At 69.0% G+C, this 14,376-nt stretch carries 22 protein-coding genes; all 22 read left to right on the plus strand.

Annotated elements, in window-relative coordinates; translation table 11 throughout:
* Nucleotides 1-541, plus strand: a 541-nt coding sequence (locus AC30N0_RS18135) for a YybH family protein (RefSeq protein ID WP_489519286.1), incomplete at its 5' end; no start/stop codon positions are given.
* A 163-nt stretch (nt 542-704) separates the two neighbouring features.
* A complete protein-coding gene (locus AC30N0_RS18140; protein ID WP_489519287.1) occupies nt 705-1,085 on the plus strand; it encodes a rhodanese-like domain-containing protein in 381 nt (126 codons plus the stop codon).
* Nucleotides 1,086-1,370: 285 nt separating this feature from the next.
* Entirely contained in the window at nt 1,371-1,664 is a 294-nt protein-coding gene (locus tag AC30N0_RS18145; protein ID WP_489519288.1) for a DUF1330 domain-containing protein, read from the plus strand.
* Nucleotides 1,665-1,874: 210 nt separating this feature from the next.
* The gene (locus AC30N0_RS18150) at nt 1,875-2,267 is read left to right on the plus strand and encodes a RidA family protein (protein WP_489519289.1); all 393 of its coding nucleotides are present in this window, start codon (nt 1,875-1,877) and stop codon (nt 2,265-2,267) included.
* Between the two features lie 712 nt (nt 2,268-2,979).
* On the plus strand, nt 2,980-3,639 hold the full coding sequence (locus tag AC30N0_RS18155) for a hypothetical protein (RefSeq protein ID WP_489519290.1): 660 nt from the start codon (nt 2,980-2,982) through the stop codon (nt 3,637-3,639).
* A gap of 300 nt (nt 3,640-3,939) precedes the next feature.
* Nucleotides 3,940-4,557: a LysE family translocator gene (locus AC30N0_RS18160; protein WP_489519291.1), complete on the plus strand. Its 618-nt coding sequence runs from the start codon at nt 3,940-3,942 to the stop codon at nt 4,555-4,557.
* Nucleotides 4,558-4,636: 79 nt separating this feature from the next.
* Nucleotides 4,637-5,128 (plus strand): GNAT family N-acetyltransferase, encoded by a 492-nt coding sequence (locus AC30N0_RS18165; protein WP_489519292.1) that lies wholly within the window; start codon nt 4,637-4,639, stop codon nt 5,126-5,128.
* Between the two features lie 147 nt (nt 5,129-5,275).
* Nucleotides 5,276-5,638, plus strand: coding sequence for a DsrE family protein (locus tag AC30N0_RS18170; protein ID WP_489519293.1), 363 nt, complete (start codon nt 5,276-5,278; stop codon nt 5,636-5,638).
* Nucleotides 5,622-5,876, plus strand: coding sequence for a hypothetical protein (locus AC30N0_RS18175; RefSeq protein ID WP_489519294.1), 255 nt, complete (start codon nt 5,622-5,624; stop codon nt 5,874-5,876). Before AC30N0_RS18170 ends, AC30N0_RS18175 begins: the two co-directional genes overlap by 17 nt.
* Nucleotides 5,866-6,273: an MAPEG family protein gene (locus AC30N0_RS18180; protein WP_489519295.1), complete on the plus strand. Its 408-nt coding sequence runs from the start codon at nt 5,866-5,868 to the stop codon at nt 6,271-6,273. The genes AC30N0_RS18175 and AC30N0_RS18180 overlap by 11 nt, the downstream gene beginning before the upstream one ends.
* Before the next feature lie 42 nt (nt 6,274-6,315).
* Nucleotides 6,316-6,696 (plus strand): GFA family protein, encoded by a 381-nt coding sequence (locus AC30N0_RS18185; protein ID WP_489519296.1) that lies wholly within the window; start codon nt 6,316-6,318, stop codon nt 6,694-6,696.
* 17 nt (nt 6,697-6,713) lie between these two features.
* Nucleotides 6,714-7,667, plus strand: coding sequence for a GNAT family N-acetyltransferase (locus AC30N0_RS18190; RefSeq protein ID WP_489519297.1), 954 nt, complete (start codon nt 6,714-6,716; stop codon nt 7,665-7,667).
* Nucleotides 7,664-8,119: a GNAT family N-acetyltransferase gene (locus AC30N0_RS18195; RefSeq protein WP_489519298.1), complete on the plus strand. Its 456-nt coding sequence runs from the start codon at nt 7,664-7,666 to the stop codon at nt 8,117-8,119. Before AC30N0_RS18190 ends, AC30N0_RS18195 begins: the two co-directional genes overlap by 4 nt.
* 43 nt (nt 8,120-8,162) lie before the next feature.
* Nucleotides 8,163-8,444: a hypothetical protein gene (locus AC30N0_RS18200; RefSeq protein WP_489519299.1), complete on the plus strand. Its 282-nt coding sequence runs from the start codon at nt 8,163-8,165 to the stop codon at nt 8,442-8,444.
* Nucleotides 8,445-8,473: 29 nt separating this feature from the next.
* The gene (locus AC30N0_RS18205) at nt 8,474-8,995 is read left to right on the plus strand and encodes an O-acetyl-ADP-ribose deacetylase (RefSeq protein ID WP_489519300.1); all 522 of its coding nucleotides are present in this window, start codon (nt 8,474-8,476) and stop codon (nt 8,993-8,995) included.
* The gene (locus tag AC30N0_RS18210) at nt 8,992-9,474 is read left to right on the plus strand and encodes a GNAT family N-acetyltransferase (protein WP_489519301.1); all 483 of its coding nucleotides are present in this window, start codon (nt 8,992-8,994) and stop codon (nt 9,472-9,474) included. Before AC30N0_RS18205 ends, AC30N0_RS18210 begins: the two co-directional genes overlap by 4 nt.
* Nucleotides 9,465-10,124: a GNAT family N-acetyltransferase gene (locus AC30N0_RS18215; protein WP_489519302.1), complete on the plus strand. Its 660-nt coding sequence runs from the start codon at nt 9,465-9,467 to the stop codon at nt 10,122-10,124. The genes AC30N0_RS18210 and AC30N0_RS18215 overlap by 10 nt, the downstream gene beginning before the upstream one ends.
* The gene (locus AC30N0_RS18220; RefSeq protein WP_489519303.1) at nt 10,124-10,591 is read left to right on the plus strand and encodes a hypothetical protein; all 468 of its coding nucleotides are present in this window, start codon (nt 10,124-10,126) and stop codon (nt 10,589-10,591) included. Before AC30N0_RS18215 ends, AC30N0_RS18220 begins: the two co-directional genes overlap by 1 nt.
* 48 nt (nt 10,592-10,639) lie before the next feature.
* Nucleotides 10,640-11,050 carry a polyhydroxyalkanoate granule-associated phasin gene (locus AC30N0_RS18225; RefSeq protein WP_489519304.1) on the plus strand — a complete coding sequence of 137 codons (411 nt, stop codon included), beginning with the start codon at nt 10,640-10,642 and terminating at the stop codon, nt 11,048-11,050.
* A gap of 40 nt (nt 11,051-11,090) precedes the next feature.
* The gene (locus tag AC30N0_RS18230) at nt 11,091-11,543 is read left to right on the plus strand and encodes a DUF2784 domain-containing protein (RefSeq protein WP_489519305.1); all 453 of its coding nucleotides are present in this window, start codon (nt 11,091-11,093) and stop codon (nt 11,541-11,543) included.
* Nucleotides 11,544-11,557: 14 nt separating this feature from the next.
* A complete protein-coding gene (locus tag AC30N0_RS18235; RefSeq protein ID WP_489519306.1) occupies nt 11,558-11,839 on the plus strand; it encodes a DUF2277 domain-containing protein in 282 nt (93 codons plus the stop codon).
* Between the two features lie 98 nt (nt 11,840-11,937).
* A partial coding sequence (locus AC30N0_RS18240; RefSeq protein WP_489519307.1) for a winged helix-turn-helix domain-containing protein occupies nt 11,938-14,376 on the plus strand: 2,439 nt, incomplete at its 3' end.

The following is a 14,376-nucleotide window of genomic DNA, read 5'->3' on the forward strand; positions in this document are numbered from 1 at the left end:
CCAAAGGGCGCAAAGCGGCCTTTGGCCCGACGCCATGTCGAACGTTAGACCTCAGAACAACGTCCTGCCATCTCCCGCTATGCCTCGAATTGGCCCTCTCCTCGCAGCACTCGCTTGTGTCCTGTTCATCGGGTGCACCTCCCTGAGAACCGTGCTTGGAAGCGCAGAACTCGGCGCCGAAGATCGCAGCGTGATGCGTGCCGCGCTATCTGCATCTACCGAGAGCTGGAACCGTGGGGACTTGAAAGGTCACCTCGCCATCTACGACCCCGCGGTCACCTGGATGACGCAGGACGGGATAAGGCCCGGCGTTGATGCCATCGAGTCGTTCTTCAGCAAAAACTACTTCAGCGATGGCAAGCCAAAGCGAAACCTCCGAATGGAACAGGTCGCCGTTCGCTCACTGGCCGAGGGCTCAGCACTCATGACCGCTCGCTTCGTGCTGTTCGGCAATGAGAAACCGGAACAGTCCGGCTGGGTTACGCTTGTCTGGGTTCGCACCAGTGCTGGGTGGAAGGTCGTTCATGACCATTCAAGCTGAAGACAGGCAACGCCAGACGAGGCCTAACCTCTCGCTCGACCGACTCGCTAGGGCAGTCCTCCGCTCTCGGCCCAGCTCGGACGTTAGCGCGCGATCCAGTTAGTCCCTCGCCCCAAGCAAACGTTAGACTGCTATCGGACTTCCACTACTCATGAGGTGCCTGATGACCGTGAAAACCGCCGCTCAACTTGTCCAAGAAGCGAAAAGCAGTGTTGAGAATCTCACTCCCGATCAAGTCCAGACCGAACTCGCGACCGGAAAGGTTACTTTGGTGGATGTACGGGACGGTCCTGAGTTGGTTAACGGCACGATTTCGGACGCAATCCACGCCTCCCGCGGGATGCTCGAGTTTTATGCGGATCCGACCAGCCCTTACTACAAGGCGGAGCTCAACCCTGACAGCCGGGTCATCCTCCACTGCGCATCAGGCGGTCGTTCAGCACTCGCGGTTCACACGCTTCGCAGTCTCGGCTACAAGAACGTCGCGCATCTAGATGGGGGTTTCAAGGCTTGGCAGGCGGCTGGCAAACCCGTGCGCACATAAACGCCAGAGCTGTCAACGAATCGTTCGTCGGCCCCCCTCGGGTGCATGAGCATCTAGACCTCCGGCCGGTCCTGAGGCCGAGCGGAGCCAACCCTTCCATTGCGCGGACGCTCCAAAGGCCGCTTCGCGCCCTTTGCCCCGCCGCCCATGTTGAACGTTAGGTCCCGTCAACTCCGCAGCGCGTGCTGCCTGGTGACCGACTCATGCGCTCGTCGCTCGTAGTCATCATTGCGGGGGGCTGGAGAGCACAATCCAGTGGGCAATCCGCCCGAGGAGACTTCTCGTATGGCCGCCTACGTCATCTTCGACGTCGAGATTCGAGACGCTGAGCGCTACACAGACTTTATGAGCCAAGTGAAGCCTGCACTCGCCGCTGCCGGTGCACGCTATTTGGCACGAGGTGGGGCGCTCAAGGTCTATGAAGGCGACTGGCAGCCTCGCAGAATAGTCATCTTGGAGTTTCCCTCAATCGCTGCCTGGGAGGAGTTCTACTACGGGCCCGTCTATCAGGGCCTCAAGACCATTCGAGACCAATGCAGTTCCGCTCGCCTAGTCTCGGTCGAGGACATCGCCGCCTAGCGTGCAACAGCGGAAGAATGGCACCTAACCACTCCATCGAGCGGACGTTCCCAAGGGCGGTTCGCGCCCTTGGGCCCGCCGCTCATGGCGAACGTTAGGCCCCACTGAGCGGACGTTCCAAAGGACGTTTCGTGCCCTCGGCGCCGCCGCTCATGTGGAACGTTAGACGCCACCCGCCAGAACTCCCATGTATTCCAAGAGGTGACTCGTATGGTTTCGTTTCTGGATCCTGCGTCCGTGCACAAGCCCGGCTCCGCCTATAGCCACTCGGCCGTTGTCCCAGCGGGAACCGAACTGGTGTTCCTCTCAGGACAAGTCGGTCTACGACCCGACGGCTCAGCGCCGGCGTCCGTCGCGGAGCAGGCTGATCAGGTGTTCGCGAACATCTCTGCACTTCTCGCGGCACATGGGCTTGGCGCAAGCGCGCTCGTCAAGCTGACGACGTTCCTGGTCGCGGGGCGAGACATCCAGGCGGTTCGTGCTGCAAGGTCGAGATTCCTAGGCGGGCACCGGCCGACTTCCACCTTGGTCTTCGTCTCGCAGCTTGCCGAGTCGGCGTGGCATGTCGAGGTCGAAGCCATCGCAGCTCGATCAGCCGCCTAGCCCATGAGGGCGACGCCGAACTGCTCCATCAAGCGGACATCCTTCCGCGCGATTCGTCCGTCGCACGAAGTCCTGACGCCGTCCTGCAATGTGCACTCCGCGGAGGGCGCCGTCGGTGGTGCCCTCGGTCGCACTCGGGGTGCCTGCGGAGGAGCGAGCCGAGATCTGGTTCGCCGCTTCCAGAAACGAGCAACACCGCACGAATGCCAGTACCCCGGAGGACACGGTGAATCAGAAACCTATCCCGACTTGGCGCCTTGCACCAGCAGGCTTCGAAGGCAGGCGTCGCCGCGGCTCCCTGTGCTGCCACGCCGAGCATCACGCTGATGGTCGCCTCTCCTCGCTCTAGAGCAGCGGAGCGCCTCGGGCTGTCGATACTGGTGGCATTCCTGGTCGCGTTCGGCTGGTTCGTTTTGTGGGCGGGAGAAGTCTCGCTCAAGGGCAGGGGTGGGAGGGTAGGCCAACTCAGCGGAAGCGCAGCCGTCGTGGCGTCGTTGGCCTTCTTTGCGTTGGCGGTGGCTCTCATACCGCTGCTTGTCCGTTCGTTCGGTCTTCGCCGTCGCAGCGGGTTCCTCTTGGGACTGCTAGCCGCCGCCCCACCGCTCGTCCTCTTGGCGGCGAAGGGTCTGCTCGGTGCCACAGCGTGACATCCGACCCCCTCCCCCGAGCGGACGTCCAAAAGGCTCAACGCGCCGCGAAAGGCGCCCAGTTCATGGCCGAGCCTGTTCCTAGCGCGGCTTCCTTCGGCATTCGCGCGGCTTCTTCCGTGGCCGTTCTCTGCCTCGTCTACGGCGCTGTACTCGCCGTCGGCCTGCTCACGCTTCCTTCGCGCGATGCCCAGATCCAGGAGCCCTGGTTCACGCTCCTGGAACTGCTCACCATCGCCATTGCACCGGCGATCGTCACTTTCACGGCTGCGCTCCATGCCTTCGCGTCACCGGAGCGGAAGCCTGCCGCGCTGGCATCCCTGGCCTTCATGAGCATCTGCGCTTGCGTCACCTGCGTGGTTCACTTCGCGATCCTGACGCTCGGCCATCACCCGGCGATCTCAGGTCAGGCATGGGCAGGTCTGATCTTTTCCTTCCGGTGGCCCTCTATCGCCTACGCGCTGGATATCCTTGCCTGGGACGTCTTCTTCCCTCTCGGCGCCCTGTTCGCGGCTGCCGCCGTTCAGGGCCCCGGCCTGGCTCAGGTCGTACGCACGCTTCTGTATGCCAGCGCCGCTCTGGCGCTCGTGGGCCTGGCGGGTGCGCCTCTCGCGAACATGCAGGTGCGCAACGTCGGCATCATCGGTTATGCCGTTCTTTTTCCTGTCGCTGCCGCGCTCATGGTCGGCGTCTTCCGCCAGAACGAGAACGCGCGTGCGGCCTGACACCTCCATCGTTTCCCGATGGAAGCCACCCGTATCGTGCGAGTGGACGTCGTGTCGTTCTGCGAGGTCACTGCAGGTACGCGGCCAGCGGGGTAGAAGGCATTGCGGATCGCGCGCGAGCCGAACGAACGAATGCCGGTGGTCTGCAGCGTCTCGAGGTGCTGGGTGTCCGGCCTTCGGCTGCAGGCGCCTGACCCCCCGTCGAGCGGTATCCTGCGGCAGCGTGCTGCCTACGACTGCCGGACTCGGCAGCAAGGACCGAGGCCGTCGACCGTGGGCTCCCTCGAGTAGCTCCGCTCCATGCTTCCCTCTCTGACCTTCTTCATCGCCGCGCTCGTTCTTGCCGTCACTCCCGGTCCTGGAATCGCCTATGTCGTCGCGCGTACCGCGGCAGGCGGTCGCGGGGAGGGCCTGGCTTCCTGTGCTGGAACCGGCCTGGGGGGCATGCTCCACGTCGTCGCCGCGGCCTTCGGGCTGTCGGTGCTGCTGGCTCAATCAGCGGCGGCCTTCTCGATCGTCAAGTACGTGGGGGCGGCATACCTGGTCTACCTTGGCATCCGCTTGCTTCTGACCCGAGCCGCCTTCAAGCCGGTTCATGCCAAGGCGACCGGGGCTCGTCGCGCTCTGCTGGAGGGCATCTTGGTCGAGGCGCTGAATGTCAAGACCGCGCTTTTCTTCCTGGCCTTCCTGCCGCAGTTCCTGGTCAGCGGACTGTCGGTCGGGGTGCAGCTCGTCGTCATGGGCACCGTCTGCGTCGTGCTCAACACGCTGGTCGATGTCGTTGCCGTCTTTGGTGCGGCACGATTGCTCAGGGCCGAGGCGTCGGGGCCGCAGCGAGCGAGACTGCTGAACAAGGTCTCGGGGCTCACACTCGTCGGCCTTGGCTTGTATGTGGCGGCGTCCAAGCGAGGCGCCTGACACCCGCCGCGAGAGCGATGCGTCTGCCCGCCGGCGGGCCGGGAGCGAGATCCACCTGCGCTCGGCCGATGCGGCGGACGTGCCGTGTCTGAGTGCACTGGCCACGCAGATCTTCCTGGAGACCTACGCCACTTCCGGCATCAGTCTGGCGCTGGCCCGTGAGGCCGAGTCGCCGTTCTCGGCGTGCGCGTTTCGCGGGCGGCTGGACGACCCGTTCGGCCGCATCACGGTTGCCGAGCGCGCCGGTCATCTCATTGCCTTCGCGGAGCTCGTGCTCGGTGCAGGGCACGCGCTGGTGCGGTCCGCTTCCGTCGCAGAACTCAGGCGTCTGTACGTGCAGTCCCCGTTCCTGCGACGAGGAGTCGGCACGCGGCTGCTCAAGCGAACAGAGGCGTTGGCAGACGCCGAGGGCGTCTCTGCACTGTGGCTCACGGCGTGGGTCGGCAACCGGCGCGCACTGGCGTTCTATGCGAGTCGAGGCTACGAGGAGCTCGGTCGCACGGAGTACGCCTTCGAAGGCGAGGTCTTCGAGAACCGGCTGTTCGCCAGGACGCTTCGGGCCGGGACCTAGGCCCTAGGGAGCCAGCGCACGAAGCCGACTTCGAGCCCCAGGAAGTGCAGCAAGTGTCGCCACCCGCGCCCCGTTCCCTTTTCCAGGGCTATTCTGCCGGTGCGCTGACTGATGCGGCGCACCGGCACCACAACATGGAGGAATCCCATGGCGAAGATCCTTGTCAGCATCACCTGCGGACCGAACGACCCCACACGCGCCGCCCTTGCCTTCCTTGTAGCCAAGACGGCGATCGACGAGCACCACGAGGTCAGCCTGTTCCTGGCCGGGGATGCCGTGCAGCTCATCAGGGATTCGGTCCTGGACTCGCTGACAGGCCTCGGCACGGGCAGGCTGCGCGAGCACTTCGATGCGCTGGCGTCGGGTGGCGCAAAGTTCCACCTCTCGGGCATGTCCGCGAAGTCGCGCGGCGTGGCCGAGGCAGACCTGGCCGGCAAGCCGGCGGAGTTCGCGACGCCGAGCGTTCTCGTGAGGCTGTCGCTCGAGCACGATCGTGTCCTCAGCTACTGACGGTCTGGCGCTCGCCGGCCTGCTCCTGGCCTCGACCGCCGCTGCCGCGGGCGCCTGCACCGCGGGGGAGCACCGCCAGTTCGACTTCTGGCCCGGCGAGTGGAACGTCCGCGCTCCCGACGACAAGCTCGCCGGGGTCAACACCTTCATGGCCGCGTCCGGGCCAGTCGACCCCGACGGCGTCGGCCTCGCGCAAAATTGCGTGTCTGTTCCTCAAGGGAGTCGGCATGAAGACTGAGTTGCTCTACCTGCCTTGGGTCACGGTGCTCACAGGTCTCCTCTGGGTGCCCTACATCCTCGATCGCGTTGCCACTCGCGGGCTGATCGATGCGGTCGGCTATCCGAAGAGTCCGAAGCCGCAGTCGGAGTGGGCGCAGCGCCTCATGCGGGCCCATGCGAACGCGGTGGAGAACCTGGTCGTCTTCGCGACCCTCGTGCTGCTCGCCCATGCTCTGGGCGTCACCGGCACCGCCGTGGCGACGGCAGCGATCGTGTACTTCTGGGCCCGCGTCGTCCACGCCGTCTCCTACGCGTTCGCGATCCCGTGGGTGCGGACGCTGTCGTTCACGGTCGGGTTCTTCGCCCAGCCGCGATCGCCTGGCAGATCCTCATGCGCTGAGCGGCCGTGGGCATGAGCCGGGTGCCGCGCCACGCGGGCCAGATCCAGGGGTAGGCGCATGCACCAGGGCTCCTGTCTGTGCGGCGCGGTCCGCTTCACCGTGGCGGCCCCGCTGGAGCGGCCCGTGGCCTGCCACTGCGTGCAGTGCCGGAGGCAGTCCGGGCACTTCTTCGCGTCCACGAACGTGAAGCGCGCCGACCTGCAGGTCGCCGGAGACGAGCACCTCACCTGGTTCCAGTCGTCGGCCAAGGTACGCCGCGGCTTCTGCGCCCGGTGCGGCTCCTGGCTGTTCTGGGACCCGCCGCACAAGGACTGGACCTCGGTCGCCATGGGCGCGTTCGAGCAGCCCACCCGGACCGCGCTGGAAAGGCACATCTTCGTCGCCGAGAAGGGCGACTACTACGGGCTGGGCGACGGCCTGCCGCAGAACGAGCACTGAGGCAGCCGCCCTCTCCCGTGCACACGATCGACGTCCGCATCGCCAACCCGGAGGATCGCTTGCCGATCCAGCGGATGCTCGAGCTGTACCAGCACGATCTCTCCGACATCTGGGACCAGGATCTCGACTGCCACGGCGAGTACGGCTACGAGCTCGACCACTGCTTCGGCGCGGAGGGTTGCCGGGCCTTCGTCGCCACCGTGGCCGGCAGGTACGCCGGTTTCGCCTTGGCCGACCGGGCGGTCCGGATCGGCACCGAGGGCTCCTGGATGGACCAGTTCTTCGTCGTCAGGAAGTACCGGCGCCGGGGTGTCGGCGAGTCGCTGGCCCGGACCGTGTTCGCGGCCCTGCCCGGGCGCTGGGAGGTCGGCCAGATGCCCGCAAACCATGCCGCCCAGGCGTTCTGGCGCAAGGTCATCGGCGCGTACACGTCAGGCCAGTTCAAGGAGCACGAGGTACGCATCGGCCGGTGGCAAGGCGTCGTGCAGATGTTCGACAGCCGCAAGGGCCCGGCTGAAGCACTCGGGAGCGCGGGATGCGAGGCGCAGGCCATGGGCCGCGAACCCGTGACCCGGCAGCTCATCAGCTCCGGATCGACGTTCGAAGAACAGATCGGCTACTCGCGCGCCGTCGTCGCAGGCGACTGGGTCTTCGTCTCCGGCACCACCGGCTTCGACTACCGCACCATGTCGATCTCGGACAGCCTGCTCGTGCAGACGGAGCAGTGCCTGCAGAACATCGACGCGGCCCTGCGCCAGGCCGGTTCCGGCCTCGCCGACGTGGTGCGCGTCACCTACGTCCTGCCCGACGGCACGGAGTTCGAACAGTGCTGGCCGGTCCTGCGCAAGTACTTCGGCACGGTCCGCCCGGCAGCGACGATGATTTCGGCCGGCCTCGCCGACCCGCGGATAAAGATCGAGATCGAGGTGACGGCGCTGAAGCGACCGCCGCCTTCGGCGCCGCAGCCATGAGCGCCGTATCGGTCCGCCAGGCCGTCCTCGGCGACCTCGACGCGCTGGCGCCGCTCTTCGACCGCTACCGGCAGTTCCAGGGCCGCGACGGCGACGTCGGGGCGGCACGGGAGTTCCTGCGCGCCCGGTTCGATCACGGCGAGTCGATCGTCTTCCTTGCCGTCGACGACGAGCGGGCGCTCGGCTTCGCGCAGCTCTATCCGAGCTTCTCGTCGGTGTCGCTGACGCGCGTCTTCCTGCTCAACGACCTGTTCGTCGACGAGCCCGGGCGGCGCCGCGGCGTCGCCTCGTGCCTTCTCGCCGCAGTCGAGGCGCACGCGCGGGCGCTCGATGCGGCGCGCATCACCCTGTTCGTGGCCCGGCCCAACACGGCCGCGCAGGCGCTGTACGAGGCCAGGGGCTGGAAGCAGGACGATCAGTTCCACGTGTACCACCGCCATTCGCAGGGCTGAGGTCCGGAGTACAGTGGAAATCCCAACGCTCCAGGAGATGGCCATGCGAAGCACTCTGACCCGGACACTCGTCGTCTGCGCCGGGCTCGCGATCGCCGGTTCGGCAGCCGCGCAGTCGACCGACAAGGACCGGCCTGCCGCTGCGCAAGGCAGCGCGAAGTCCTCGGCCGCGAAGCCGTCGGCGGCGCCGAAGCGGCTCGACTTCGTGCCGGGCAACAGCGTCAAGGAGACGGCCACCCGCTCGACCACGCCCGCCACTGCAGCGCCCGCGCACGCGCCGGCGAAGCAAGGGTCGGGCTGCGAGTCCGGCTACAGCGACGCCTGAGTTCGCTGCCGGTACCCGGCCCGAGGAGCATGTCCCGGCTTCGCGCCGCGCAAGGCGACATCACCCGGCTGCCGGTCGACGCCATCGTCAACGCCGCCAACGAGTCGCTGCTGGGCGGCGGCGGCGTCGACGGGGCCATCCATCGCGCCGCCGGCCCGGAGCTCCTGCAGGCCTGCCGGACGCTCGGCGGCTGCCGGACGGGCGAGGCCAAGGCCACGGCAGGCTTTCGCCTGCCGGCGCAGCATGTCATCCACACCGTGGGACCGGTCTGGCGCGGCGGCACGAAAGGCGAGGCGGAGCTGCTCGCGGCCTGCTACCGCAACGCGCTCGAGCTGGCCGCGTCGCTCGGCGTGCAATCGGTCGCCTTTCCGAGCATCAGCACCGGCGTCTACGGCTACCCGATCGCGCAGGCGGCGCCGATCGCCGTCGCCAGCGCGTCGCGGGCGCTGGAGCGCCTGCCGCAGATCCGAGAGCTGGTCTTCTGCTGTTTCTCCGCCGAGGATCTCGCGGTCTACGAGGCCGTGCTCGGCGCAGAAGGCCAGCGGCCATGACGCCGGCCGCGAGTTCCCTCCGGCTCGAGCTCGACGACCTTTCTCGCCCGGCCGTCCACGCCCTTCTCGACGAGCACCTGCAGAACATGCGCCAGCTCTCGCCGCCCGGAAGCGTGCATGCGCTCGACCTCGACAAGCTGCGCCGCCCCGAGATCACCTTCTGGACCGCATGGCGCGGCGGCGATCTCCTGGGCTGCGGCGCCCTGAAGGAGATCGACGCGACGCAAGGCGAGGTGAAGTCGATGCGCACGCCGCAGGCGAGCCGCCGCCAGGGCGCCGCCAAGGCGATGCTCGCCCACCTCGTCGAGGTCGCCCGGGCGCGCGGCTACGAGCGCCTGTGGCTGGAAACGGGTGCGATGGCCGCCTTCGTCCCGGCGCGAATGCTCTACCAAAGCTTCGGCTTCACCGACTGCGGCCCCTTCGCCGGCTACGAGGACGACCCGAACAGCCACTTCATGACGCTGCGGCTGTGCCGCTGATCGCTCCCCGGCGCATCGAGACGGCGCGCCTGATCGTCCGGCCGGTGCGCGAGGCCGACCTGCCTGCCCTCCTGGACGTCAACGCCGACGAGGAAGTCACGGCCCTGCTCCCGTACGCGCGCTGGCGATCGATGGCCGATGCCGCCGCCTGGCTGACGCGCATGGCGGGCATCGAGGCCGGCGGCGGCGCGGTCCAGCTCGTGATCGCGGACAAGGCCCCCGACCGCGCCATCGGCACCTGCCTCCTGTTCCGCTTCGAGGAGGCCAGCGCACGCGCAGAACTCGGCTACGTGCTGGGGCAGCGCCACTGGGGCCGCGGCCTGATGCACGAGGCGCTGACGGGTTTGCTCGACCACGCCTTCGGAGACATGGGCCTGCGCCGGATCGAGGCCGAGATCGACGTGCGCAACGTCGCGTCGGCGTGCGTGGTCCGGCGCCTCGGCTTCACGAGGGAGGGCCTGCTGCGCGAGCGCTGGGTCACCAAGGGCGAGGCGCGCGACGTCGAGGTCCACGGCCTGCTGCGCGACGAATGGGCGCGCCGGCCGGCCTGGACACGTTGCCGAACCCGCTCTCGCAAACCCTTCGCTTCCGCTGACCGCAGGGATGCCGGCGGGATGGAACAATCGCCGCCTGTCGAGGAGGACCTTTGATGTCGACAGCGACCGACGACAACGATGCACCGGCCTGGCACAGGCGTTTCGCTGCCGGCTGCAACAACCGGGCCTGGGACCTGGCGACGCAGCCGCGCACGCCTGCCGAAGACCGCGAAATGCTCGACGCGGCGCACGCCTCGGCCTGGCACTGGGGTCGGGTCGGGACCGAGCTCCACCGCATGCGCGCGCAGATGCTGCTCGCGGAGGTGCACGCCCTGCTCGGCTTCGGCCCCTCGTCGCTGCAGCTCGCCGAAGGGATGCGCAGCTACTTCCTGGGCCGCGAGACGCCCGACTGGGAGCTCGCGTTCACGCACGCCATCTGCGCGCACGCAGCGCACGCCGCACAGCGGCCCGATGAGCATCGGCGTGCGTACGCGGATGCGCTGGCGGCACTGCAGGCCGTCACCGATCCCGAGGACCGGCAGATCGTCGAGAAGACTTTCCGCCAGGTGCCGCCACCCTGATGCGGGCCGAGGCTTGCATCCATTCTTTCCTTCAGACCACGAGTTCCCATGTCCAAACCTCGCAAACGTGTCTCCCCTTCCCTCGCCTGGAAAGCCGCCGAGCTCGCCGTCGCCGTGCCGCAGGTCGTTGCGCACCGCATGACGCGGATGGCGCTCGCCGGCCCGACGCTGTCGCCGCGCGACCGCAAGGAATTCCAGGGCATGGTCGCGGAGAAGAACGCGGCCTTCTCGGCCGCCTGGACGGCGATGGCCTGGCAGACGGCGGTGGCACAGCAGACGCTCGCGGCTTCGTTCCTGACCTCGATGCTGTCGGCAGGACGCGGCCGCAGGCCGTCCGCGGCAGCGGCCGCGACGCAGTGGCACAACGCCGCGGTCGGCGTCCTCGGCAAGGGGCTGGCGCCCGTGCATCGCCAGGCCGTGGCCAATGCGCGTCGCCTGGCCAAGACGAAGTTGCGCTGAACAGCCGCCCGCCGCCGCTGCGTCACGGCACGGCATCGCGATGAACCCTTCTGCCGGCGGCTTTCCCTACGCGCTGCTCGCCGATCTCGTGCTCGCCGTGCACGTGGCGCTGGTGCTGTTCGTGGTCTGCGGCTTCGTCGCCATCGTGGTCGGCAACCTGCTCGTCTGGAAATGGGTCAACCGACTCGGGTTCAGGGTCGCTCACCTGGCGGCGATCGGCATCGTGGTCGCGGAGGCCTGGTTCGGCATCGTCTGCCCGCTCACGTCGCTGGAGATGTGGCTGCGCACCCAGGCCCGAGGCGCGACGTACGCTGGCGGGTTCATCGAGCACTGGTTGTCGCGCATCCTGTACCACGACCTGCCGGCGTGGGTGTTCACGGCGGTCTACTCGCTGTTCGGGCTCGCCGTCGCGGCGGCGTGGTGGCTGTTTCCGCCGCGGCGGCCGCGGCGAGGAGACGGCTATCCTGGACCGGATCGCTCGGGCGTGGCCTGAGCAGCGAGGCCGCCATGTGCAGGAACATCAGGACCTTGTTCAACTTCGAGCCACCGGCCACCGAGCTCGAGATCCGCGACGCGTCGCTGCAGTTCGTCAGGAAGCTGAGCGGCTTCAGCGTGCCCTCGAAGGCCAACCAGGCGGCGTTCGACCGTGCCGTGAAGGACGTCGCGGCGGCGGCGCGGACGCTGATCGGCTCGCTCGTCACGAACGCCGACCCGCGCAACCGCGAGACCGAGGCGGCCCGCGCCCGGGCGCGCTCGGCGGCCCGATTCGCGCCGGGCGGGCCATCCTGACCGGGCCCTGAAGGCAGGCGCTCGGGCGCGGTTCGCAGGCGCTCCGGACGATGCAGCCCGGACTCGCCGCGGGCAAAATACCGGCAGGAGAATTCGCGGTGCCGCCTTCAGCGCAGACCTTCGCGCTCACGAAGATCCAGCCGCCCCGGGTGCGGGCCAGCCTGGTCGCGCGGGGTCGGCTCGAGGACGCCATGGCCGTGGCGGCGCTCGGCCGCCGTCTGGTGCTCGTCGCCGCCCCGGCCGGCTTCGGCAAGACGGTGGCCCTGACCCGTCTCATCGAGCGGGTGCGCGACGAGGCCTGCGTGGCGTGGATCTCGGTCGACCACGACGACGACCCGCTCGGCCTGCTCGCCTGCCTGATCGCCGCTCTCGAGCCGCTCGACCCGCCCTGGCGCACCGACCCGGAGGCACTCATCGCCACCGCCGGCGGCAGCCGTGCCGACCGCTACGCCGTGGCGACGCAGGTGCTCAACGCGCTCGCCGCCTGTGACATCCGGCGCGGCCTGATCGTCCTCGACGACGCGCACCGGATCACCGACGAGGCGGTGTTCGATTTCCTCGACGTGCTGCTCGAGCGGCTGCCGCCGCAGTGGGGCTTCGTCGTTTCCAGCCGCACCGAGCCGCCGCTGGCATCGCTGGCACGCCTGCGTGCGCACGACGACCTGGCCGAGTTCCGCGAGCGCGAGCTGCGCTTCACACTCGACGAGGTGCGATCGCTCCTGCCCGAGGGCGACGCGGCCGGTGCCGCGGAGCGAGAGGCCACCAGCCAGCGCCTCGCCGCCAGGACGCACGGCTGGGCGGTCGGCCTGCGCCTGGCGATCAATGGCCTCGCCGCGGGGCACGGAACGCAGTCGGCGATCGGCGACAGTGCCGGCGATCGGCACGTCTTCGACTACCTGGTCAACGAAGTGCTGGGCGAACTGCCCGACGACCTGGGCCTGTTCCTGCTGCGCTGCTCGGTGCTCGCCGAGCTGAGCGCCGGCCGCTGCGCCGCCGTCTCGGCCGACGCCCGGGCCGCCCAATGGCTCGAGGAGATCGAGCGGCGCGGCCTCTTCGTTTCCGTGCTGCAGGGCGCCGAGACGACGCTGCGCCTGCACGACCTGTTCCGCGACTGCCTGCGCGACCGGCTTCGCCGCGAGCTGCCCGACGAGCTGCCCGCCCTCTGCGGCCGGGCCGCCGCCGGCAAGGCCGACACCCTGCGCCGGATCGGCTTCCTCGTCCGCGCCGGCGACTGGGCGCAGGCGGAGGCGACGCTCGCCGACGCCGGCGGGCTGCTCATCACCACGGTGGGCGCGGCGCCGGTGCTGCGCCTGATCGAGCAGTTCCCGCCGGCGATGCGCGAGAGCTCGCCCATGCTGGCGCACATGCGCTGCCTGGCGGCGTGGTCGGGCTGGGACTGGCTCGGCATGCAGGCAGCGGCGGCTCAGGCACGGGCCGGCTTCGAGCGCGCCGGCAACGCCCTCGGCGCGTGGCGCGCCGGCATCTACGAGGCGATCGGCCTCGGCATCGGCGGCCGGCCCGAGGACGCGATGCGCCGCCTCGAGATCCCGCCCGGCCTGCAGATCTGCGTCGAGGGCCGCACCCTGGCCGCCCTCGTCCGCGGCTACGCCGCGCTCGACGCCGGGCCGCTCACCGAGGTCGCGCCCTGCTACACGGACGTGCTCGATCTGCTCGAATCCAGCCGCGATCCCATGCTCTGGTATCAGTGCGTGCCGCGCAGCCTGCAGTGCGGACTGCCCGGCATGACCGATCCTCTGCGCCGCTTCGCCGCCGGCGCCCTGGCCGTCGTTCCCGATCACCCGACGCCCCTGCGCGCGATCGCCTACGCCACCTCGGCCTGGGCCGACCTGTGGACCGGCCGCCTCGACAGCGCGGCGCAGACCGGCGCACTCGCGGAGTCCGACGCGCGCTGGCTCGGCCCGCCGCCCAACGTCCGCCTCGCCGTGCACACGCTGCTGGCGATGCTCTATGCGGTGCAGGGCCGGCAGGACGCCAGCCGGCGCTCGGTCGAGGAGATCCTGAAGCTGTTCGACGGCCCGGCGGCGGCTACCACCGGGGCTCGCCGATCTACGCCTTCCACCGCCTGTTCGCGATCCGCCTCGCCGATGCCATGGACGACGGCGAGGCGGTGCTTCGCCTCGCACGCGAGCTGCCGCCGGCCCCGGCCACGCGCGGGAACGGCCTGCGCTTCCTCCTCGAGGCGCAGCGCCGGGCCCTCGCCGCTCGCGTCGCCTGGCACGAAGGCCGGATCGACGAGGCGCGACGTGCCTTCGAGGCGGCCCTGGCCGACGAGGCACGGCTGCTGGTCTATGGCGAAGCCGCCGAGCTCCGACTGCGCCTGGCCCGGGCGCTGTCGATGCTCGGCGACACGGCCGCCGCGGCCAGGGCCCTCGAGCCCGTGTTCGACGCCGCCGAGCGCGACGGCGGCCCGGGCGGCGCGCTGGCGGCCGGCGCCGAGGGCCTGCGCCATCTGGCCGAGTCACGCTGGGACAAGCGCTTCGATCCGGCCCGCATCGCGACGCTGCGCGCCTGGGCCG

It is taken from the genome of Rhizobacter sp. (assembly GCF_031412495.1).
GTDB lineage: Bacteria > Pseudomonadota > Gammaproteobacteria > Burkholderiales > Burkholderiaceae_C > Schlegelella_A.